This is a genomic window from Fluviicola taffensis DSM 16823 (assembly GCF_000194605.1).
Taxonomy (GTDB): Bacteria; Bacteroidota; Bacteroidia; order Flavobacteriales_D; family Crocinitomicaceae; genus Fluviicola; species Fluviicola taffensis.
Genome location: NC_015321.1, coordinates 3,473,119 through 3,492,590 on the forward strand (window position 1 = coordinate 3,473,119; position 19,472 = coordinate 3,492,590).

At 37.4% G+C, this 19,472-nt stretch carries 26 protein-coding genes; 19 read left to right on the forward strand and 7 right to left on the reverse strand.

Translation table 11 applies throughout. The features are described from left to right. Positions 1–249: 249 nt before the first annotated feature. The 5 genes from FLUTA_RS15045 to FLUTA_RS15065 form a co-directional block, all read right to left on the reverse strand. Positions 250–978, reverse strand: a complete 729-nt coding sequence (locus FLUTA_RS15045; protein WP_013687751.1) for a DUF2490 domain-containing protein — start codon at positions 976–978, stop codon at positions 250–252. A 12-nt stretch (positions 979–990) separates the two neighbouring features. Beyond that, entirely contained in the window at positions 991–1,491 is a 501-nt protein-coding gene (locus FLUTA_RS15050; protein ID WP_013687752.1) for a DUF6691 family protein, read from the reverse strand. Positions 1,492–1,503: 12 nt separating this feature from the next. Continuing rightward, positions 1,504–2,067, reverse strand: a complete 564-nt coding sequence (locus tag FLUTA_RS15055) for a YeeE/YedE family protein (RefSeq protein WP_013687753.1) — start codon at positions 2,065–2,067, stop codon at positions 1,504–1,506. Positions 2,068–2,172: 105 nt separating this feature from the next. Then, positions 2,173–2,805, reverse strand: coding sequence for a methyltransferase (locus FLUTA_RS15060; protein ID WP_013687754.1), 633 nt, complete (start codon positions 2,803–2,805; stop codon positions 2,173–2,175). 14 nt (positions 2,806–2,819) lie between these two features. Continuing rightward, positions 2,820–4,226: an MBL fold metallo-hydrolase gene (locus FLUTA_RS15065; RefSeq protein WP_013687755.1), complete on the reverse strand. Its 1,407-nt coding sequence runs from the start codon at positions 4,224–4,226 to the stop codon at positions 2,820–2,822. A 388-nt stretch (positions 4,227–4,614) separates the two neighbouring features. On the opposite strand from FLUTA_RS15065, the gene FLUTA_RS15070 reads away from it, so the two are divergent. From FLUTA_RS15070 to FLUTA_RS15130, 13 genes are all read left to right on the forward strand, one after another. Then, complete coding sequence (locus tag FLUTA_RS15070; RefSeq protein WP_013687756.1) at positions 4,615–5,421, forward strand: sulfite exporter TauE/SafE family protein; 807 nt, start codon at positions 4,615–4,617, stop codon at positions 5,419–5,421. Positions 5,422–5,425: 4 nt separating this feature from the next. Beyond that, a complete protein-coding gene (locus FLUTA_RS21440; protein ID WP_013687757.1) occupies positions 5,426–5,587 on the forward strand; it encodes a lycopene cyclase family protein in 162 nt (53 codons plus the stop codon). A gap of 214 nt (positions 5,588–5,801) precedes the next feature. Beyond that, positions 5,802–6,008 (forward strand): YgaP family membrane protein, encoded by a 207-nt coding sequence (locus tag FLUTA_RS15075; RefSeq protein ID WP_043023857.1) that lies wholly within the window; start codon positions 5,802–5,804, stop codon positions 6,006–6,008. Then, the gene (locus tag FLUTA_RS15080; protein ID WP_013687759.1) at positions 6,008–6,232 is read left to right on the forward strand and encodes a DUF6132 family protein; all 225 of its coding nucleotides are present in this window, start codon (positions 6,008–6,010) and stop codon (positions 6,230–6,232) included. Before FLUTA_RS15075 ends, FLUTA_RS15080 begins: the two co-directional genes overlap by 1 nt. Positions 6,233–6,245: 13 nt before the next feature. After that, positions 6,246–6,524 (forward strand): rhodanese-like domain-containing protein, encoded by a 279-nt coding sequence (locus FLUTA_RS15085; RefSeq protein ID WP_013687760.1) that lies wholly within the window; start codon positions 6,246–6,248, stop codon positions 6,522–6,524. Between the two features lie 9 nt (positions 6,525–6,533). After that, the gene (locus FLUTA_RS15090; RefSeq protein WP_013687761.1) at positions 6,534–6,851 is read left to right on the forward strand and encodes a rhodanese-like domain-containing protein; all 318 of its coding nucleotides are present in this window, start codon (positions 6,534–6,536) and stop codon (positions 6,849–6,851) included. A 301-nt stretch (positions 6,852–7,152) separates the two neighbouring features. Continuing rightward, positions 7,153–7,449: a DUF983 domain-containing protein gene (locus FLUTA_RS22050; protein ID WP_169312091.1), complete on the forward strand. Its 297-nt coding sequence runs from the start codon at positions 7,153–7,155 to the stop codon at positions 7,447–7,449. Next, a complete protein-coding gene (locus FLUTA_RS15105; RefSeq protein WP_013687764.1) occupies positions 7,446–8,144 on the forward strand; it encodes a thioredoxin domain-containing protein in 699 nt (232 codons plus the stop codon). The genes FLUTA_RS22050 and FLUTA_RS15105 overlap by 4 nt, the downstream gene beginning before the upstream one ends. 19 nt (positions 8,145–8,163) lie before the next feature. Beyond that, complete coding sequence (locus FLUTA_RS15110) at positions 8,164–8,793, forward strand: Crp/Fnr family transcriptional regulator (protein WP_013687765.1); 630 nt, start codon at positions 8,164–8,166, stop codon at positions 8,791–8,793. Positions 8,794–8,909: 116 nt separating this feature from the next. Further along, a complete protein-coding gene (locus FLUTA_RS15115; protein WP_013687766.1) occupies positions 8,910–9,257 on the forward strand; it encodes a hypothetical protein in 348 nt (115 codons plus the stop codon). A gap of 52 nt (positions 9,258–9,309) precedes the next feature. Further along, positions 9,310–9,729, forward strand: a complete 420-nt coding sequence (locus FLUTA_RS15120) for a DoxX family protein (protein ID WP_043023860.1) — start codon at positions 9,310–9,312, stop codon at positions 9,727–9,729. After that, complete coding sequence (locus tag FLUTA_RS15125) at positions 9,726–10,169, forward strand: hypothetical protein (RefSeq protein ID WP_013687768.1); 444 nt, start codon at positions 9,726–9,728, stop codon at positions 10,167–10,169. Before FLUTA_RS15120 ends, FLUTA_RS15125 begins: the two co-directional genes overlap by 4 nt. Positions 10,170–10,178: 9 nt before the next feature. Then, positions 10,179–11,792, forward strand: a complete 1,614-nt coding sequence (locus FLUTA_RS15130) for a bifunctional metallophosphatase/5'-nucleotidase (RefSeq protein ID WP_013687769.1) — start codon at positions 10,179–10,181, stop codon at positions 11,790–11,792. Positions 11,793–11,835: 43 nt separating this feature from the next. On the opposite strand, the gene FLUTA_RS21445 is transcribed toward FLUTA_RS15130, so the two are convergent. Continuing rightward, positions 11,836–12,027, reverse strand: coding sequence for a hypothetical protein (locus tag FLUTA_RS21445; RefSeq protein ID WP_148235446.1), 192 nt, complete (start codon positions 12,025–12,027; stop codon positions 11,836–11,838). A gap of 8 nt (positions 12,028–12,035) precedes the next feature. Further along, positions 12,036–12,653 (reverse strand): hypothetical protein, encoded by a 618-nt coding sequence (locus tag FLUTA_RS15135; protein ID WP_013687770.1) that lies wholly within the window; start codon positions 12,651–12,653, stop codon positions 12,036–12,038. A gap of 197 nt (positions 12,654–12,850) precedes the next feature. Between FLUTA_RS15135 and FLUTA_RS15140 the strand changes: the two genes are divergently transcribed. The 6 genes from FLUTA_RS15140 to FLUTA_RS15165 all read left to right on the forward strand — a co-directional run bounded on the left by FLUTA_RS15140 (position 12,851) and on the right by FLUTA_RS15165 (position 19,285). Further along, entirely contained in the window at positions 12,851–13,060 is a 210-nt protein-coding gene (locus FLUTA_RS15140; protein WP_013687771.1) for a helix-turn-helix transcriptional regulator, read from the forward strand. A gap of 499 nt (positions 13,061–13,559) precedes the next feature. Then, a complete protein-coding gene (locus FLUTA_RS15145; protein WP_013687772.1) occupies positions 13,560–13,778 on the forward strand; it encodes a helix-turn-helix domain-containing protein in 219 nt (72 codons plus the stop codon). Between the two features lies 1 nt (position 13,779). Then, entirely contained in the window at positions 13,780–16,218 is a 2,439-nt protein-coding gene (locus FLUTA_RS15150; protein WP_013687773.1) for an ATP-binding protein, read from the forward strand. A 1-nt stretch (position 16,219) separates the two neighbouring features. After that, on the forward strand, positions 16,220–16,852 hold the full coding sequence (locus FLUTA_RS15155) for a hypothetical protein (RefSeq protein WP_013687774.1): 633 nt from the start codon (positions 16,220–16,222) through the stop codon (positions 16,850–16,852). Then, positions 16,852–17,466, forward strand: a complete 615-nt coding sequence (locus FLUTA_RS15160; RefSeq protein WP_013687775.1) for an HNH endonuclease — start codon at positions 16,852–16,854, stop codon at positions 17,464–17,466. The genes FLUTA_RS15155 and FLUTA_RS15160 overlap by 1 nt, the downstream gene beginning before the upstream one ends. Continuing rightward, on the forward strand, positions 17,459–19,285 hold the full coding sequence (locus FLUTA_RS15165) for an HsdM family class I SAM-dependent methyltransferase (protein ID WP_013687776.1): 1,827 nt from the start codon (positions 17,459–17,461) through the stop codon (positions 19,283–19,285). The genes FLUTA_RS15160 and FLUTA_RS15165 overlap by 8 nt, the downstream gene beginning before the upstream one ends. The last annotated feature ends 187 nt before the right edge of the window (positions 19,286–19,472 follow it).

A 19,472-nucleotide genomic window follows, 5' to 3' on the forward strand; every position in this document is an offset into this window, starting at 1 on the left:
TTTGATTTGGAGTAAATACAAAAATGGACGTAAAAAGAAAAGTGAGCCCGCTTTGAGGTCACTTTTTGCATGGGTTAAAACGTGATTGCTCCTTGTTTTAGTCGAGTGTATCCCATGATTGTGCTATGAGAAAAAGAACACTTCGTTCATTGATCCTAATAGCAACAAGAACACCCTCACACACGCACCAATCTGATTAAGAAGGTTACTGATTTTTAAGATGCTTTTTACTTGCTTGTTGTTGAGCATTCATTTCGATTTTAGGTTTTTCAGTTGATACGTAAAATTCAGATAGAGATTGTTTTCGTGCCCTTTTGTTGTACTAGCCAAAGATAATCGGGTAATGTGCATATAACCAATATCAAATTTTAAATTTGGTAAAAGTTTGTATTCGATATTCAGTCCTAAACGGTCATGATCAAAGAAATGATGATGTGTCGTTCCAGAAAGGTTAAAAAGCAGCTCGTCAAAAATGCTCACTTTTAGCTTTCGGGTAAAATCGTAGCGAATGCCAAAACGGTTTCGTAATCGTGTGATGTCTGATTGATGATTGTCAAATATCCGGTATTCAAGGGCTGACCTATCTACTATATAAAAATTTTTCAGGATCTCGTGTTGTAATTCAACTGCTACCGAAAAACGAATTTCACTGTTTGGTATAGCTGTTTCGTCTGCCTGCTCTTGTATGATTTTATAATTTGAAAAATAAGCGAATGGCGAAATTGAAAACTTTACATCTTCACTGTGTTGGTAATGCACCCAGTTCCTGTAAGCAAACATCAAATTATTATCAAATATATTCTCGTTTTCAAAGCCGTTTTGTCTCCTATGCTGAAACTCGTTAACTATTTTGAATTTTTCGCCGACTGGAATGCTTAACGTACCTCGAAACCAAGCATTGTAATGATGTTGTGCCTGTAAATTTTGGACAATAGATATCCACATCGCTGTTATCAGCAATTTCCGAAACCAATACATAAACGTTATTATTTAATGAGGCAGCTTCTCTCTGAGAAGACCATAAACCCATGTTCCACCAATGGCACTTAGCAAAGTTACTGCAATAACAGTCGCTCCAGTACCAATCTGTGCAAAGAGTGGACCTGGGCATGCTCCGGTAATGGCCCAGCCCAAACCGAAAATAAGACCACCATAGATTTGACCTTTATTCAATGTTTTAGATGCAATTTTAATGGGTTCGCCGTAAATGGTTTTGATGTTGAATTTTTTGATGAATAAAACCGAAATCATACCAGTTATTACAGCACTTCCAATGATGCCATACATGTGAAAAGATTGTAAGCGAAACATTTCTTGTATGCGAAACCAGCTGATAACTTCTGATTTTACGAAGATGATGCCAAACAATATGCCTACAATCAGGTATTTGATATTATGATACCATTTGTGCTTCAACAAGCTTTCATTTACACACATTGCGTCTAATTCACGATTTTGTAAATCTTTTTCTATATCTCTGTTTTGTTGCATCTCGTGTGGATATTAAAGTGAAAGTATAAATGGTAGGATAAGGTTCGCCATAATAAACCCACCGATCATAAAGCAAATGGTGGCAATGAGCGAGGGTAACTGTAAATTAGATAGTCCCATAATAGCGTGTCCGCTTGTACAACCTCCCGCATAACGCGTCCCGAAACCTACCAAAAAGCCACCGCCTACCATTAAAATAAAGCCTTTAAGGGTAAATAAGACAGACCAGTTCATAATATCTTCAGGTACGAGGTTATTGTAATTGTTTATACCATAACCAGCTAATTCTTTTGCCAACTTTGGGTTGATATGAATAGGTTCAGGATTAGACAAAACATTGATGGCTATCATACCACCTAAGAATATCCCGAATACAAAAACGAGGTTCCAAATTTCTTTCTTCCAATCATACTTAAAGAATGGAATATTGGCAGGTATGCAGGATGCACAAATATGTCTCAGTGACGAGCTTATTCCAAATGATTTGTTACCAATTATTAAAAGTACTGGTACGGTTAGTCCTATTAAAGGGCCAGCTACGTACCAAGGCCAGGGTTGTTTTAAAAATTCTAGCATTTATTTTTATCTATTTCATTAATTAATATTTCCAATTCTTTTACCTGAATGCCAAATACAAGAAGACAATAACTTTATCGGTTGCTCACGTATTCTTTTGATTTTCTATTTTTTTGTGAGGTTAATAAATACTTCCGAATTGGCTCTTGAAGGAATACTGTTGTAACAATCGTCCATCGTTTTAATTGTAAAATACGGATCAAAAATCGGCTTGTATTCGCACGGGCACCCGCCGAAAGGTGGAAACGACTGGTTAAATTGTTTGTCGAACAACACACCTATTATTTTACCATTCGGATGGAGCAATGAAGCCGTTTTTTCTGAATATTCATTTCGCCTATCGGGTGGAATAGCACAAAAAAATGTTTGCTCAATGATTAAATCGTAACTACCCTGATGAAGAAAAAAGTCTTCGCACAAAACGTTTATTTGTGGTTTGTCGGCAAACTTTTCTTTTAACGTTTCAATTGCTTTCGGCGCAATGTCTATCAGGGTAATGTTTGCAAATCCTTTCGCAATAAGATATTCTGCTTCGTAGGCATTGCCGCAACCGGGAATCAGGATGGCTACATTTTTATCGTGGTATTGTGCCATATAATCCGTAATGGCAGGTGAAGCCTGTCCAATATCCCAGCCTGTTTCATTTTTTTGCCAACGTTCGTTCCAATAGCTTTGGTCTAGCGGATTTTCGCATTGCGTTACGCAACATTTGATATCATTTTCTTCTTCACTAATCATTTTTGCTAACTGATTTAAATTTTACCGAGTGACATAATTGTTTTACCATTTTCTGCTAACCATTCTTTCATTCCGCCTGAAAAGTTTTTAACGTTTTTAAAGCCGTTTTTAGCAAGGATAGAATATGCAATCGATGATCGGTCACCTGCCTGACAATGGATAACTACCTGTTTGTCTTTACTGATCATATCCAAGTTGTCCTGCAATGTTCCAAGAAATACATGATCCGCATTCTCAATGTGTCCTGCTTCATATTCCGATGCACCACGAATATCTACTATCTGCACATTTTCCTTTCCAACGTAATTTTTAAATTCTTCCAAAGAAATGACATCTGCCGTTTGTAGCTCAATTCCCATAGCATTTACATCTGAAATGTAGCCGTAAATATTGTCCAAGCCTATACGCATCAGTTTACGGGTCAAATCTTCCATCTGACTGTCTTCGGCTACCAAAATAAACTGCTCCTGATAGTTCAACACCCAACCGCACCAAGTAGAGAAAGAGTTATTACCCTGAATGTTTAGAGTGTTAGGGATAAAACCTTTGGCAAATTCCACTTTATTTCGGGTATCTATCACCTTAAAACCTTTTTCATAGGCAGAAATAAACTGATCTTTGTCTAACTTGGGGTGTTTCAGAACCTCTGTCAATAATGGACGATCAACCTTATTCAAGTGCTTCATCATGGCGAAGTACTTCGGTGGTTCGGGCTGGTCGGCTAAAAGATAGTCGATAAAGCCTTTTTCATTTTCGCTGTATTGAAGAGCCCAGTTTCTAATTTTCTCATATCCAACTGTAGAACTCGCTACGGCTCCTAAAGCTTTTCCACAGGCTGAACCTGCTCCATGCCCTGACCATACCTGAACATATTCTGGAAGTGCGGCAAACTTTTTCAATGACTGGAACATTTGTTTGGCTCCATCTTCTTTTGTACCAGCAAGCCCAGCAGCTTTTTCCAATAAATCAGGACGGCCTATATCCCCTACAAATACAAAATCTCCTGTGAACACCATAACGGGCTTATCTGTCGCCGGATGGTCGGTCAATAGATAACTAATGCTTTCTGGCGTGTGACCTGGCGTATGTATCACTTCTAAAGAAAGGTTGCCCACCTTGATGATATCACCCTCTTTAAGCCCTTCATGCGGGAACTGGTACTGCCAGTCTTTGCCTCCTTCGTCTGAAAGGTACATTGTTGCATTTGTTACTGCTGCAAGTTCCCTTGAACCACAAAGAAAGTCTGCGTGTATGTGGGTTTCAGCAATGTGTGTAATGCGGAGATTGTTTTGTTTTGCAATGTTGAGATATACATCAACATCGCGTTGTGCATCAATTACTATAGCTTCCCCAGTTCTTTGACAACCAACAACATAGCTACCTTGTGCCAGACTTTTATCATAAACGTGTTGAAAAAACATATTTCTTTGGTTTTAATTATTATTCTATTTCAGGATGCGAAATTACAATGTTCTTTTTCCTCGTACAGCTACTTTGGTTACACAAGGATGTTTTTGTTTCTGATTGGGCAATTTCCTGTTTCTAATTTCCCATACATTAATAGTTCGTATTCGTAAATCTTTACTTCACTTTTAAATGTCTTGTACAAAAAGATACAATATCCAGCCAATAAAATGGACTAATTGTAGCCTTTCACGTTTTAGGTAAGCTCACAGTGTCGAGGTTACGCAAACACATAGAAGAATAAGTAGGGTTCGGTTGGGTAGAAATAAAATATTCTTTATGTAACAAAAGTAGCTGTGCAGGTTTTTGAATTGATGCAAATTTGTCGTATCAATTCAAAAATCTATGGATGTAATAGGGTATATAGCATCAATTTTTATAGGGATCTCTTTAGGACTAATTGGTGGCGGAGGCAGTATTCTTACTGTTCCTGTTCTAGTTTATTTATTTGGTCTTGATACAATATTAGCTACTGCATATTCTCTTTTTATAGTTGGTTCCACAAGTGCTGTAGGGTCTTTTTCTTATTTCAAAAAAGGATTGGTAAGTATCAAAACAGCTATCGTTTTCGGTATTCCATCCATTGCCGCTATTTTTCTAACTAGAAGATACATACTTCCTGCTATCCCACAGGATGTATTTACTATTGGAAGCTTCACTGTTACAAAAGACATACTGCTTATGCTACTTTTTGCAGTGTTGATGGTTGCTGCATCGTACAGTATGATAAAGAAAAATCAACAGACAAGTGAAGAAATTCCATCCCAACAAACATTCAATTATTTTCAAATTCTTTTGCAGGGCGTTTTTATTGGTACAATCACCGGATTGATTGGTGCCGGTGGTGGCTTTCTTATTATCCCAGCTCTGGTAAACCTACTGAAGTTACCAATTAGAACAGCTGTGGGGACATCATTGGTTATTATTTCTATCAATTCGCTAATGGGATTTTTGTTTTCCCTATCCCACACATCAGTACAATGGGGATTTTTGCTGAGTATAGCGGCAATTGCTATAGTTGGTATACTCATCGGCAGTTACCTTTCAACACTAATAAAGGCTACGAAGTTAAAGCCCATTTTTGGTTGGTTTGTGCTGATAATGGGGCTTTACATCCTTCTCAAAGAAACGTTGTTCACACTAAAATCATAATAATATGGAAAAGCATTATCAAATAATTATCGTTGGCGGTGGAAACGCTGGATTATCTGTGGCATCACAATTACTTCTTAAAAGAAAGGGGTTGAATATCGGTATAATTGAACTATCAGAAAATCATTATTATCAACCGGCATGGACATTAGGAACAAAATTTTAAAAGGCACTGCTTAACTATTGTAAGGTTGTATCGTTTGGTTTTGTCGAGGCTACTTTGGCCCGATAGAAATTTTACTCGTTGTCTTCATTTTTTTGATCAGTATATTATTATTGGAATACCTACTTAGTTACTTACCACAGAGCAAATTCAAATGTAACATTTGTAACAGATTCCGACAGATTCAAACGGTAACTTCGTAGAAATATATCAGACTATGAAAACAAATATGGGAACCGCGGATCGGGTTATCCGCACATTATTAGCAATAGTAGCTATTGTCCTTTTTTACAATGGGGTTATTCATGGTACATTAGGAATTATCTTGATCGTATTTTCTGTCATTTTCCTGCTTACAAGTTTGGTAGGATTTTGTCCTTTATATGCTCTGGTTGGCTTATCAACTAAGAAAAAACGGAGATAATGAACGGAGAAAAATCTAAAATTGTGCAACTTGTTAATACATACAAGTGGACAATTATCGGTGCTGTAGCAGGTGCATTGGGAGGATATTTGTACTACTATTTTGTTGGTTGTGCAAGCGGAACCTGTGCAATAACATCCAGTCCTGTAAACAGCACGCTTTACGGTACCCTCATGGGAGGTCTTTTGTTCAGTATGATCAAATCACCAACAAACAAAAAATAATAATAGTTCACTTATGGATTTGAAAACAACATTATCAAAAAAGGGATGCACAATAGTTGATGTTCGGTCTCGAGATGAATTCCGTTCAGGTCACGTTACGGGTTCATTGAACATTCCATTGCAGGAATTGAAAGAAAGAATAGATGAAATCAGACAATTGACCAGTCCTTTAGTGCTCTGCTGTGCATCTGGAAATCGAAGCGCTCAGGCTCAAAATTGGTTAACATCTCAGAACATTTCCTGCGTCAATGGCGGGTCATGGATGGACATTAATTATTTACAAAATAAATAAATTAGAATAATGGGTTTTTTACAAAACATACTCGGTTTAGGACCAAAAGCTGATTACAAGGATCTTATGACTAAAGGTGCTCTAATTGTAGACGTACGGTCAAAAGGAGAGTTTCAGGGTGGGCATATTCGTGGTTCCATAAATATTCCCTTGGATCAATTGCGCAATGAACTCGCTAAGCTCCCTAAAAAGGATCGCACAATTATTACTTGCTGTGCAAGTGGTATGCGCAGTGCCTCTGCAAAAACAGTTTTAGAATCAAATGGCTATGCCGATGTTCATAATGGCGGGGGTTGGAGTAGTTTACAAAATAAGCTAAAAGTATGATTTCGAGAGTATTCACCGGCTGGCATTTAGTTCGATTACTGTACGTGGTTGCAGGCATCGGAATAATTATTGCCTCAAGTGCTGAGCGACAGTGGTTCGGTATCATATTAGGCGGTTACTTTACGGTGATTGCAATATTCGGTATAGGATGCGCTACTGGAAACTGCCGTGTTCCAAAAGAAAAATAAATTATTGAGTTATGATAAAGGATATTGTTTATTCTGTGGCAAAGAATCGGTGTCCGAAATGCCACAAGACACCTGTTTTTAAAACAGGCAGCGCTTTCAATCTTCGGCACTTTATGGAGATGAACGAAGTGTGTTCCATTTGCAATGAAAAATACGAAAAGGAACCCGGGTATTATTTCGGCGCCATGTACGTCAGTTATGCCCTGATGGTTGGAGTTTTTGTTGTAACTTGGATAATCGATAGCTGGTGGCTCCATTTGGATGTAAGCATATATCTTATTTCACTCGTATCGTTGATTATTTTATTGGTACCGGTTACTTTTCGGGTATCCCGGCTCATTTGGTTAAATTTCTTTATTACTTACGACCCCTCTTACTCTAAACGACATAAACAAAACGATAAAATATGAAACAAATTCTTTTAGCAAGTATCGTCTTTTTATTTACCGCTTGCTCAAACGGGCAGTCAACCAACCTTAATGCCGAACAGTTTGCTTCTGAATTAAAAGCCAATCCGGAAGCAACGATTTTAGATGTGAGAACTGCTGGTGAGTTTGAAGGTGGACACATCGAAAACGCCAAAAATGCAGATTGGAACGGTTCTGATTTTGATCAGAAAATAAAAGATCTTGACCCTTCACAGCCTGTTTTCGTATATTGTCTCAGCGGTGGCCGTAGCGCTTCTGCAGCCGCTCATCTGCGCGAAAAAGGCTTCAAAAAAGTGTATGAACTCAACGGTGGTATTTTATCCTGGAGGAATGCCAGAATGCCGGAATCCACAGTAACGACCAAACCCACGGCATCCAGTGTTTCACCGGAAGATTATGCGAAGCTAATTGCTTCTGGGGATGTGATAATTGTAGATTTTTATGCGCCCTGGTGTGCTCCATGTAAAAGAATGGAACCTATGCTTAACCAGTTATCCAAGGATTATGAGGGAAAAGCAAAAATTATACGCATTGATATAGATCAGAGTAAAGAACTTGCTACACAGATGGGAATCACCCAAATACCTTTGTTTATTGGATACAAAGAGGGAAAAGAGACAGGGAAACATATTGGAGAAGCTTCGCGCGAACAGTTAGTGAAAAAATTTGGGCTTTAATTTTGTTTACCTTTATTGAATGAAAATTGATTCGTTTTTTAATACTGTTTTTGAACCTGCACTGATTCAAGAAATTGAAAACAATAGTATTGCAATGTCACTTAAGGCTGATGATCCAATTCTTCAGCCCGGACAATTGATCAAACATATTCCACTCATTCTGTCAGGCACGGTAAAGGTTACCCGTACAGATGAAGATGGGCGGGAATTATTGTTGTATTATGTCAATCCACTTGAAAGCTGCGCAATGACACTTTCCTGTTGTATGCAGCAGCACGAAAGCGAAATTTCGGCAGTAGCAGAGGACGATGTGGAATTACTCGCTGTGCCACTTCAAATTATGGATCAATGGATTTTGAAATTCCCTTCATGGAGAATATTCGTAATGAAAACAATGCAGCAGCGTTTCAACGAAATGTTGAAAGCGATCGATCAGCTTGCATTTCAAAAACTGGATGAACGGCTGGTTAATTTTCTTCGTGAAAAATCGAAGGCAACAAACTCTTCGCTCATCAACCTTTCACACGAACAGATCGCTACACAGCTTGCCTCCTCAAGGGTCGTCGTCTCACGCCTTTTGAAAGCACTGGAAAACGACAAAAAGATACTTCTTTACCGCCATCAGATTAAATTGCTTAAAGGTTTTTAATTGCAGATTAGGCGTACTCAATCTTTTTTCAAAAAAGTATCATCGAGGCATAAGTTTCGTTACAAATTGTAACAAAGGTTACTGAAGTTCGTGCTTTACTTCATTAATTTTGATCCATGTCATTGTTTAGAATAAAATACGGAAATATTTTGCTGCTCACATTAGTGATGTTAGTCGGTATTCCGTGTTCGATGAAAAGGGATTTGAGCCAATTGCTTCGCCCAGGATCATCTGACATAGCACTCAATGGAAAAACTAACCCCAAAACACTTTGCTCAAGTTTATATGCGCAACGGGAAGGTGATCAGAAAGTAGAATGTAAGAAAGCCGTTCTTCGAGTATCTCTTGCTAATGACGAACCACTTAGGGAGGGCTTAACCTCAATGATTAGCTTACCTGATCTGTTTTCGCAACAAAAAGAAAAAATTCCTTCATACCTGATATTTGAGCGCTTCCTGATTTGATTAAAATCGTTTTACAGTTAATCGTAAACGCATTATTAATCAAATATTAGTTATGAATAAACAACTCATGGTGAATGGTACTTCCGTTCTCATTTTTCGTATACTCCTGAGCGGCATTTTCATTTCGGCAGGTATATCACACCTTTTACAACCAGAAAAAGTTGCTGCCCGAATTAGTACGGCAGCATTTCACAAGTTCGCAGTATTTTTTGGAGATCCCCATTTATTGGGCTTAATAACCGGGTATATTTTACTTGCTGGAGGTCTTGCGTTGCTCATGGGAATCTACGTACGCTGGGCTTCTATTGCACTTCTTTTCGTGCTCATTCCCATTACGATCACCATACAATTAGGCAATGGCCTTCTTCATGGTCCTCTTTGGAAAAACATGGCATTGTTTGGAGGTTTGCTATTCTTCATTGTCAATAATCCGAAGGTTTACAGTATTTACAATAAAAAATTAAAAAAATGAAAACATATTTTATCACCCTGCTGATCGTTCTTTGCATTTCAGGAACCAACGCAGCAAAAGCTCAGACATCTCTGGAAATTTCAAAAACAGAGCAGTCAATAAAAAAAAATGGAAAATATGCAATGCTGGTCATGAAAGCTCAACATTTGAAAGCTGCAATTATCACAGGCAAAGAATTCAAGGCTAAAAGCCCCAATATAGATTTCCAGGTTGTTATCTGCGGAGAGCTTGTAAAAGAAATCTCAGCCGATAGTCTGTTACAAGCTTTAGTCTTGGAAGCTATTCAGAACAAAGAAGTCAAATTCCTGTTCTGCGGCTTGTCTATTTCTCAATTGAAAATTGACAAAAACACGCTTCCGAAAGAAGTTCCGATAACCGATAATGGATTAATTTATCTGTTTGGTTTACAGGAACATGGTTACAAAACAATCATTCTTTAAAACCAGGCTATGAAAATTGTATTTGTTGTAGTTGCGGCCGCAGTTTTTGTCGGCTGCGATCAGATAAAATCTCCAGAAAACACAGTGAAGACCATTACCATATTGCAGACATCAGACATTCACGCTTATCTGAATCCTCATACCGATCTGTTTGTTCAGGATGGTCAGGTTGTTTTTAGGGAAGCCGGAGGCCTGCCACAATTGAAAACCTTGTCTGACAGCATCCGGAAAACAAATCCCGGTGGTACGCTATTAATTGACGGAGGAGATCTTATTCAAGGTAGCGGTGCCAGTGTACGTTCACAAGGAAAGATTTTTCCTCCTATCATTCAGGCCATGAATTACGACTTGTTGATTCCGGGCAATTGGGAAGTTATTTATGGTAAGCGTATCATGATGGAGGTAATGGGTAAGTATAAAACAAATGTTATCGCAGCCAATATGTTCCATGCTGAGGGAAATGACCCATTATTTCCTCCTTATTGGGTCACCGAGAGAAAAGGAGTAAAAATAGGCTTTATAGCATACAATGATCCTGAAGTTCCAGACCGGCAAAATCCGGCTTACAGCGAAGGCATAACATTCACTTCCGTAGAAAAAAATCTGCAATCGCTTATTGCTGAGCTTAAGAATGAAAAGAAGGTGGATATTTTGTTCCTTGTTGCCCATCTCGGAATTTCCAAACAAATCATGTTATCTAATGATCCAAAAGTCAAAGGTGTTGACTTTATCCTGGGAAATGATACTCACGAACGAATAAGACAGCCGATAAAAGGAAAATACGCGAAAGTAGTTGAGCCTGGTGCGTTCGGCTCTTTTCTAGGAAAGCTTGAACTGAAAGTTAAGAACCATAAAATTGTCAGCTACAGCTACGATTTGATAGAGGTTAATCCATCAAAATACAAAGCAGACCCTCATGTACAGCAGTTGGTCGATAGAGCTATTCTGCCTTATAAGAAAGAAATGCAAACGGTATTGGGATATACCTCAGCTCCTATATACCGATACCTCGTGGTCGAAAATCCAATGGACAATTTCATTACCGATGCGTTGCGCTGGAAAACAGGAGCTGATTTTGCTACTTCGAATGGCTTCAGGTTTGGAGTTCCTATTGTACCTGATGAAAGCGGAAGAGCTGAGATAACAACCGCCGACTTATGGCGTATGTTACCAGTAAACGAGCACATGAAAATAGGTACAGTCACGGGAAAGCAAATCAAACAGTGGCTCGAGAAGGAAATTAATAATGTTTTTGCCTCCAATTACCATGATCGTTTTGGAGGCTGGCTTGTCCGCTTTTCAGGAATGACCGTGAAATTTAATAGTTCCGCAAAAAAGGGTAGCCGTGTAGAGTCGATCACAATAAAAGGTAAACCCATAGAGCCAGACAAAACGTACAAAATGGCATCATGCAATAGAACGGGAGAACCGATTTCCACGATGTGCAGATTGAAGAATGCTGTCGATGTTTCTTTGCAGGACTACACTTTACACGATGCAGTTACCTCTTATTTAAATGAAAAACATACAGTTCATCCCGTAATAGACGGACGTGCAATTGCAACGGATCTTGGACCAGGTGCTTTTTCGCAGATGAAAGAGGGGAATTATAGTTTCAGATAGAGAGGAGCGGAATTATTCAGTCCGACCCGTTGGATTGTCCAGCTCAAAATTGATATGAATCAAAAGTCACATTGGAATAATCCAGTGTGACTTTTACTTTTGACTTTCGTTCTATGGCTGAATCACCGCGAAGTATTTTCAACGCATACTTTTCACGATCAATCTCTGGACGGATACGTATTCTAAGTGCCCGAAATAAGGCAATAGGAGAACACCATCCCTGCAAAGTTATCATTCAGGTCTTTATACCGATTCAGATTCAAGGTAATCATATAATTCTTCCGCCAGTTCGTCGATCCTGTCCTGGTTGAATGGTACTTGTAAGTCTCTTACTTTAATCGCCCGTGCTGCATAATTCCGGTAAACCTGATCTACACGCGTATCAGACAATTCTTCAATACCCATTACTTCAAACACAATTTCGTCTATCCCCAGCATATAATGATCCGGAACCAGTGGGATTTCAGACAGCTTGGTAGTAAGCTTAATATTCAACAGATCCATAGTAATAAGGCGGATAATCTGGCTTTTTGAAATCTGTTGTTTCATGGTATATAATTTAGATGGTCGCGGTTGAAGACTTTCGAGATAAGCGTAAATGTCCAAGGCGTAGTTTGAGAAATTCCGGTCACCGTGGAGCGGGAAATATTTCGCCAATGCTACAAGTTCCATATATTCGTCATACTTCATATCGTCAGCTGGCAAAGGAATTCCCATCAACCGGAATATGGTACTTCCGAGATTTAAATGATAATCTCCGGCATCTATACCAATGTCGCGGAGATTATTTATTAGCTTTTGATTGAGTAGATCGTCCTGGATTAAGGAAAGAATCAATTGTTTAGATGATAATTCTCTCATAAGTGCGCAAATAAGGTTATTATAATAAAGTTTTAAATCATTTTTAGATAACGTAAAATTATAACAAAGAAATGAATTAGAAAAATAAATTGATTTAATAAGTTACTTTATTGCTAAAATAAGTTATCAACATGATTGTTTTGTAAAACATATATTTGCTGTGAAATGATAATAAGTTCACGTATACCGTTACTAAAATGACTAAAAGAGTAATTAACAGAATCAAAGTGGTACTTGTTGAACAAGGGCGAACCAACAAATGGTTAGCTGATAAACTTGGAAAAACAACACCAACTATTTCAAGATGGTGTACCAATGACATGCAGCCTTCTTTAGAAACTTTGGTTCAAATTGCTGATGTCTTGAAAGTAGATATTCGCGAATTATTGAATCCTACGAAAGATTAATTGCAATGTCCTGACCAGTCTAAACGTCAAATTTATCCTCGGACGTTTAATGGCTGCAGACTTGGCTATCTATGTTCCCATCCGGTTTGAAGATCCCGCTTCATCAATAGCAAAGATCGATTAGCAAGAGGTATCAACTTGTCTTCGAATCCTATCAGCAATATTTCCCTGCGTCCTGACAAGCCCTGTGCCCAAAGCCGCTTTTCATGTGCCATCTCACCAGCCCAACGCCATAAAAAGCCGCTTTTGTCACCGCACACAAGAGTAATTCACTGTTTCCGCTCCGTTACTCTACGCTCCTACAGCTTTTACACTTGCTTTTGCCACTGCACACTGATACCACAACAAATCTTTCCATTGATAGCTAATCTGTGTTTATAGATAGCCGTCAAATACTAATAAATTGCATTAAATAAATTAATGTGGCTACTTAAAAAATCAAGGGATTCTAAATGTTGTTATATTTAGCGCGGATTAAAATATCGATAAACTGAATATTATGACCAGGTTTGGAGAGTACTTAAACAAAAAATCGATAAAGAAAGCTGAAGTTTCAAGGAAAACCGGTATCAGCCCTTCTCGTTTGAGTGAGTTAGCATTAAACGAATCGACTAATCTCAAAGCAGAAGAGTTATATCTTGTTGCGTTGGCGATTGATGTTAATCCAATTGAAATTTTGGAAGTAGTGTTCAAAGATCTAAAACTAATCTCTAAGTAAGATGGCTAAAATTCCATTTACAGTATCGGCAAGAACCGCAAAATTAATAGGCCAAGAGAACTTCGCAACCTCAGAAGGAGCGGTTGTGGAGCTTGTTAAAAACTCCTATGATGCCGATGCAAAAAATTGCATCATAATATTTGAAAATCATGGAGATTTTAGTAAAACTCCATGCATTTATTTGATTGATAATGGAACTGGAATGACTAGTGAGATTATCAAAAATCAATGGATGAAAATTGGAACAGATGATAAACTTCAAAACTATTTATCTGAAAGTGGCCGTGTAAAAACAGGAGCCAAAGGTATTGGCCGTTTTGCTCTTGACCGGCTAGGTCTTGGTTCGGAAATGCAAACTATTTCTGAAGATAAAGAGACAAAAATTATTGAAGCCTCAATCTGGAGTGTACAATGGAGTGACTTTGAAAAGCTAGGAGTTGCAATACATGAAGTCAACGCAAATCTAGATACTGTTGCGGAACTGGATATCAAATCCTATTTACTTGAACATTTTGGTGGTTTTGAGAAAATCAAAGAGGTACTGGAAGAAACAGAGTTTAAGTTCGGAACAATATTAAAAATTCATCCACCAAAAGATGAATGGGATGAAGAGTCAATGAAAAGCTTGTTTGACAATCTTGAAGTTTTGATTCCACCTCAAGAGCAACCGGAATTTAGTGTACATTTATTTTCCACGGCTCATCCTGAAGAATTTGGAAAGGTAAACAGTGCGTATTACGATGATTTTGACTATAAAGTTAAAGCAGAGTATTTGGCTGACGAATCACACAGTATTAAACTAACGATCACAAGAGAAGAGTTAGATGTAAATTTACTGGAGAAATCATATGGCGAAGTATTTGATAATAAATTATTAAAGAAATTCCCATATACCTTATCCGATTTCAAGAAAAAAACTTTTACAATATCCAAGACTATAACGGAACTCATAGGTTCTAAATCTAGTGATGAAAATCTTATCAGCAAGATAGGAGAATTTGATTTTACATTTTACTTTCTAAAAAACAAAATTGATCCGGAAGACAAGAAAAGATTTCCATATAAAAATATTTCCTCTGCCAATAGAAAAGCATGGCTCGAAAAATTCGGTGGTGTAAAAATTTTCCGGGATGATTTTAGAGTACGTCCATATGGAGAGAGCGGTCAAGATTGGCTTGGTTTGGGAGAGAGACAAGCAAAAAGCCCGGCAGGACCAGGACAAAGATTGGGTGGTTATAGAATTGGGTCAAATCAAATTGCTGGAACGGTTAATATATCGAGAATTGCAAATTCAAGTTTTCAAGATAAATCCGGTCGTGAAGGAATTCAGGAAAATGATGTTTTCGAACTGTTCAAGAATATTCTTATTGAAGTTATTGCAGAGTTTGAAAAGGATCGGAACAAAATAATGTTTTGCCTTGCACAGCTTGCTAAGCAGAAATTTAAGGACGACGAAGACAAGAGAAAGGCTCAAGAGGAGGCAGACCGAATTCTAAGAGAAGCAGCTGAACAGGCTGAAAACAATAATAATTCGAATGAAAATTCAGATGAAAATTCAGACGATAATTCAAATAATGGTACAGATGATAATTCAAGTAACTCTGGACCAACCGTTTCGGAAGTAATTCTTGCGAAGGCAACAAAAATTTTCGAACAGGAAATAGAAGATAAGGATGAAGAGATCCGTTTATTACGTGGATTAGCTAGTGTTGGCTTAATTATTTCGTCGTTTGCTCACGAGTTAAAGGGACTTAGAAGCAGGCTCTCACCGAGAACTGATTTTTTAATCGCGGAATTAAAGAAATATATAAAAGAAGAAGACCTTAAATCTGTCAATCAACAAGATAATCCATTTTACATGATTCAACTGATCCAGGAAGAAGATGTAAAACTCAAACACTGGCTTGATTACTCATTGAGTACTTTGAAAAGAGACAAGCGAACACGAACCAACATTAACATTGGAGAGTATTTTGAACTTTTCGAAGCAAATTGGCATCAAGCATTGGTACAACGAAAAGTCAATGTAATATTGAAAGGTAATAAGAACGCGACAAACGTAATTCGTGCGTTTGAAGTGGATTTGGATGCTATTTTCAATAACCTTTTGTCAAACTCGTTAAGTGCATTCAAAGATAAAAAAGGCAATTATCAAAGGGAAGTGACCATTGATTGGGTTGATAAAGGAGAATTAATTGAAATTACTTTTTCAGACAACGGTTGTGGACTAGCTCCAGAGTATCAAAGCGAGCCTGAGAAAATCTTTACTTACAACGAATCATCCAAAAGAGATCGCAAAGGGAATAAAATAGGAACCGGAATGGGTCTTTATATCGTTTCATTGGTTATTAATGATTATAACGATGCAAAAGTTGAGCTTATCCCTGTAACGGATGGATTTTCGATTAAAGTAACAGTACCTAAAAGAAAAAATCAATAACATGTACAGAATCGGATATATTGATGAAGATGCGGGACAAAGAAGTTCCTTCTATCATTTTTTAAAAGATGAGTTTGACATCGTTCTTTTTGAAATGAACGATACAACAACTGCAGATACACTCGTTGAAGATGTTTTCCAGTCGGGCATCGATATGTTGGTGCTGGATTTTCGCTTAGATGACAATGGGGATTTCGACTTTAATGCAGATTCATTAATTGAAAAAATTCAGCAACGAAATTACTATTACCCCCTTGTAATTCTCACTTCACATGAACTGGATGCTTTGGATCATATCTCTAACGCGAACCTAGTTAATGGTAAAGAGGATATGTTGGGCAAAAATGTTGCTGTATTTAAACAGAAATTATCGAAAATAATACAGTCATATAAGTCTCGATTATCAGAAGCTGAAAATGAGGTCCAAGAGTTAGAGAAAAAACGTCAAAGTGATACGGGTTTATTACCTGCAGAGGAAGATCGCTATGTTGAGCTGAATAATTTCCTTGAAAAAACTACATCCGCAAAGAGTACTATACCGAGAAGTTTTTATTCAACAGACACCAACAAAAAGTTAGATCAACTAATAGAAAAAACAGAAGCACTCCTTTCACGAATTGAAAATAAAGACTGATGTACCCATTTAGAATTAAAACTCCGGAACATAGGCCAGATAGAGCAGTCTGTGACCATTATTCTTCATACAGAACTACGCTGAGAGAGGATTTTGAAAATCGCTGTGGGTACTGCGATAGTTTAGATTTAATTCGAATTAGAAGTTTTGCTATTGACCACTTCATTCCTCAAAAACCAAAGGATTTCACACATACTGTTCCACCAAACGATTATTACAATTTGATTTATGCTTGTAACTATTGTAATACTTATAAATCGAACAAATGGCCAACCAAAGATGCCAGCCATCCAAATGATGGAAAAGAGGGCTTTATCAAACCGACTATTGATGATTATAAATCGAGATTTAATAGATCGAAGGAAGGACGTATAATTCCGGTTAACGAAGGGGATTTAGTAGCTAAATATATTATCGACGAACTAAAGCTTTGGCTTCCTGTACACGAACTTATGTGGAAGCTAGAAAAACTCAAATCTCAAAATGACAAAATTAATTCCGCCCTAGAAAAAATAACAGATGAAACACTGAGAAGTGAGGTTCAGGGAGTTCATTACCAAGTATTACTAATGCTAAATCAAATACAGGATAGTATTTTCAAAGAGAATGAATAAGGAATTACAAACATATCTCAAGTCTTATTCGTATGATCCGATCAAGGTCAATAAGCTTATCGTGTCCAATTTTTTGAATGCTAATTCAAAAGACAAGGTTAAAGGTAAATTACTATCATCTCTAAGAATCAAGAAAAACTCTCCAGATTTCAAATTGGTTGAAGAATTCTCTCGAATTCATACATTACGATCGATTGAAGATTTAATTGAAGCATTTGAATTTGTTATTTCACCTCAGGAGAAAATAGTTTCTGGGGCTGTTTACACACCTGAATCAATCAGGGATTATATTATCACAAGTACTTTATCCAATACGAATGACTTAACAGGTGTGAACCTATGCGATCCGGCATGCGGTTGTGCAGGTTTTCTATACACTGCTGCGAAATATTTAAAGCAGCAAACTGGGAGAACCTACAAACAGATTTATCGCGACAATATTTTTGGTTTGGATATACAGGAGTATTCAATTGAGAGGTCCAAAATATTACTTTCTTTAGCAGCCTTACTTGAAGGTGAAGATGTTGACTTCGATTTCAATTTATTCACAGGAAACGCTCTTTCGTTTAATTGGAATGAAGAAATAACGGGCTTTGAAGGATTCCATGTAATTGCCGGAAATCCACCTTATGTCTGTTCAAGAAATATTGATGATGAATCCAAAGACCTTTTGCAGAATTGGCAAGTGTGTTCTACAGGTCACCCTGATTTGTACATTCCTTTTTTTGAACTTGGAATGACTTACCTGAGACCTGGTGGTATTCTTGGGTATATCACTATGAATTCCTTTTTTAAAAGCATCAATGGGCGGGCAGTTCGTGAATATTTAGCTCAATTTGACAATACAATTATTGATTTCGGTGGATATCAAGTATTCAATTCAAAGTCTACCTATACATGCATCTGCTTCATTCAGAATCGCGCATCAGATACACTGAATTACGCGAAACTGAATTCTCTGGAGGCTCTAAATGAGAATATCCAATTTCAGACAATTAGTATTGAAGAATTGGATCATTTTAATGGTTGGAATCTTCAGGAAATAGAATTACTTAATCGAATCGAATCAGTTGGCACTCCACTTGGTGACAAATTCAAGACCAGAAACGGAATAGCAACATTAAAAAACAATATTTACATCTTCAAACCAATCGAAGAAGATGAAAATTTCTACTACTTGCAAAATGGTCATGTTTATCCTATTGAAAGAGGAATTTGCACAGACATTATAAACTCAAACAAATTCACTAAACAGTCGTCTGTTGATGCTATTCGAGAGAAAGCCATATTCCCATATCGCTACGTTGATAACAACGTTCAATTAATCGATGAACAAGAATTCCGTGATGCTTATCCAATGGCTTATCAATACTTGAGGGATAAACAAAAAATTCTAGCTGATCGCGATAAAGGAAAAGGAAAGTATGAGAAATGGTACGCATACGGACGAAACCAGTCACTAGAAAAAATGCCATTTAAGTTATTCTTCCCGCACATTTCATCTACAAGTCCAAACTTTGTAGAGAATGAGGAACAAAATCTTCTATTTTACAATGGGCTTGCTTTAGTTGCTAAAACGCGTGAAGAAATCCAGGTAATGAGAAAAGTACTTGGTTCAAGATTATTCTGGTTCTACGTAACAAAATCAAGTAAGCCTTACGGATCTGGTTATTTCTCATTAAGTCGGAATTACATTAAAGGATTCGGTATCTATCCTTTTGATAAAAAAGAAATTGCTTTCCTTATCAAAGAAAAAAATCAAAAAAAGATAAACGAATTCATTGAAGAAAGGTACAAAGTAGATCTTTCTGAAAACTAATCTTCTGTTGGAATCAATTAGGTTTTCAATCCATAATCCTTCTAAAATCACAGGGAAGGTAAATCGGTCTTCCTCCTGGTCTTCACAGCTTCATAAAACATAAAAACAAGGGTAATACAAGCTCCGTTGCTCTGCGCCCTTGTTTATAGCGTTCACTATAGCCAATAGTTCAGAATTCACTTTTGGC

Bases quoted from the DNA above. Each gene is read 5' to 3' on its own strand.
- FLUTA_RS15120 (WP_043023860.1), top strand. From the start codon at position 9,310: ATGAATAAACAACTCATGGTGAATGGTACTTCCGTTCTCATTTTTCGT.
- FLUTA_RS15065 (WP_013687755.1), bottom strand. From the start codon at position 4,226: ATGTTTTTTCAACACGTTTATGATAAAAGTCTGGCACAAGGTAGCTAT.
- FLUTA_RS22050 (WP_169312091.1), top strand. From the start codon at position 7,153: ATGGAGATGAACGAAGTGTGTTCCATTTGCAATGAAAAATACGAAAAG.
- FLUTA_RS15080 (WP_013687759.1), top strand. From the start codon at position 6,008: ATGAACGGAGAAAAATCTAAAATTGTGCAACTTGTTAATACATACAAG.
- FLUTA_RS15060 (WP_013687754.1), bottom strand. From the start codon at position 2,805: ATGATTAGTGAAGAAGAAAATGATATCAAATGTTGCGTAACGCAATGC.
- FLUTA_RS15090 (WP_013687761.1), top strand. From the start codon at position 6,534: ATGGGTTTTTTACAAAACATACTCGGTTTAGGACCAAAAGCTGATTAC.
- FLUTA_RS15115 (WP_013687766.1), top strand. From the start codon at position 8,910: ATGTCATTGTTTAGAATAAAATACGGAAATATTTTGCTGCTCACATTA.
- FLUTA_RS15125 (WP_013687768.1), top strand. From the start codon at position 9,726: ATGAAAACATATTTTATCACCCTGCTGATCGTTCTTTGCATTTCAGGA.
- FLUTA_RS15085 (WP_013687760.1), top strand. From the start codon at position 6,246: ATGGATTTGAAAACAACATTATCAAAAAAGGGATGCACAATAGTTGAT.
- FLUTA_RS15160 (WP_013687775.1), top strand. From the start codon at position 16,852: ATGTACCCATTTAGAATTAAAACTCCGGAACATAGGCCAGATAGAGCA.
- FLUTA_RS15110 (WP_013687765.1), top strand. From the start codon at position 8,164: ATGAAAATTGATTCGTTTTTTAATACTGTTTTTGAACCTGCACTGATT.
- FLUTA_RS15050 (WP_013687752.1), bottom strand. From the start codon at position 1,491: ATGCAACAAAACAGAGATATAGAAAAAGATTTACAAAATCGTGAATTA.
- FLUTA_RS15155 (WP_013687774.1), top strand. From the start codon at position 16,220: ATGTACAGAATCGGATATATTGATGAAGATGCGGGACAAAGAAGTTCC.
- FLUTA_RS15055 (WP_013687753.1), bottom strand. From the start codon at position 2,067: ATGCTAGAATTTTTAAAACAACCCTGGCCTTGGTACGTAGCTGGCCCT.
- FLUTA_RS21440 (WP_013687757.1), top strand. From the start codon at position 5,426: ATGGAAAAGCATTATCAAATAATTATCGTTGGCGGTGGAAACGCTGGA.
- FLUTA_RS15075 (WP_043023857.1), top strand. From the start codon at position 5,802: ATGAAAACAAATATGGGAACCGCGGATCGGGTTATCCGCACATTATTA.
- FLUTA_RS15105 (WP_013687764.1), top strand. From the start codon at position 7,446: ATGAAACAAATTCTTTTAGCAAGTATCGTCTTTTTATTTACCGCTTGC.
- FLUTA_RS15140 (WP_013687771.1), top strand. From the start codon at position 12,851: ATGACTAAAAGAGTAATTAACAGAATCAAAGTGGTACTTGTTGAACAA.
- FLUTA_RS15045 (WP_013687751.1), bottom strand. From the start codon at position 978: ATGTATTGGTTTCGGAAATTGCTGATAACAGCGATGTGGATATCTATT.
- FLUTA_RS15135 (WP_013687770.1), bottom strand. From the start codon at position 12,653: ATGAGAGAATTATCATCTAAACAATTGATTCTTTCCTTAATCCAGGAC.
- FLUTA_RS15070 (WP_013687756.1), top strand. From the start codon at position 4,615: ATGGATGTAATAGGGTATATAGCATCAATTTTTATAGGGATCTCTTTA.
- FLUTA_RS15130 (WP_013687769.1), top strand. From the start codon at position 10,179: ATGAAAATTGTATTTGTTGTAGTTGCGGCCGCAGTTTTTGTCGGCTGC.
- FLUTA_RS15150 (WP_013687773.1), top strand. From the start codon at position 13,780: ATGGCTAAAATTCCATTTACAGTATCGGCAAGAACCGCAAAATTAATA.
- FLUTA_RS15145 (WP_013687772.1), top strand. From the start codon at position 13,560: ATGACCAGGTTTGGAGAGTACTTAAACAAAAAATCGATAAAGAAAGCT.
- FLUTA_RS21445 (WP_148235446.1), bottom strand. From the start codon at position 12,027: ATGATAACTTTGCAGGGATGGTGTTCTCCTATTGCCTTATTTCGGGCA.
- FLUTA_RS15165 (WP_013687776.1), top strand. From the start codon at position 17,459: ATGAATAAGGAATTACAAACATATCTCAAGTCTTATTCGTATGATCCG.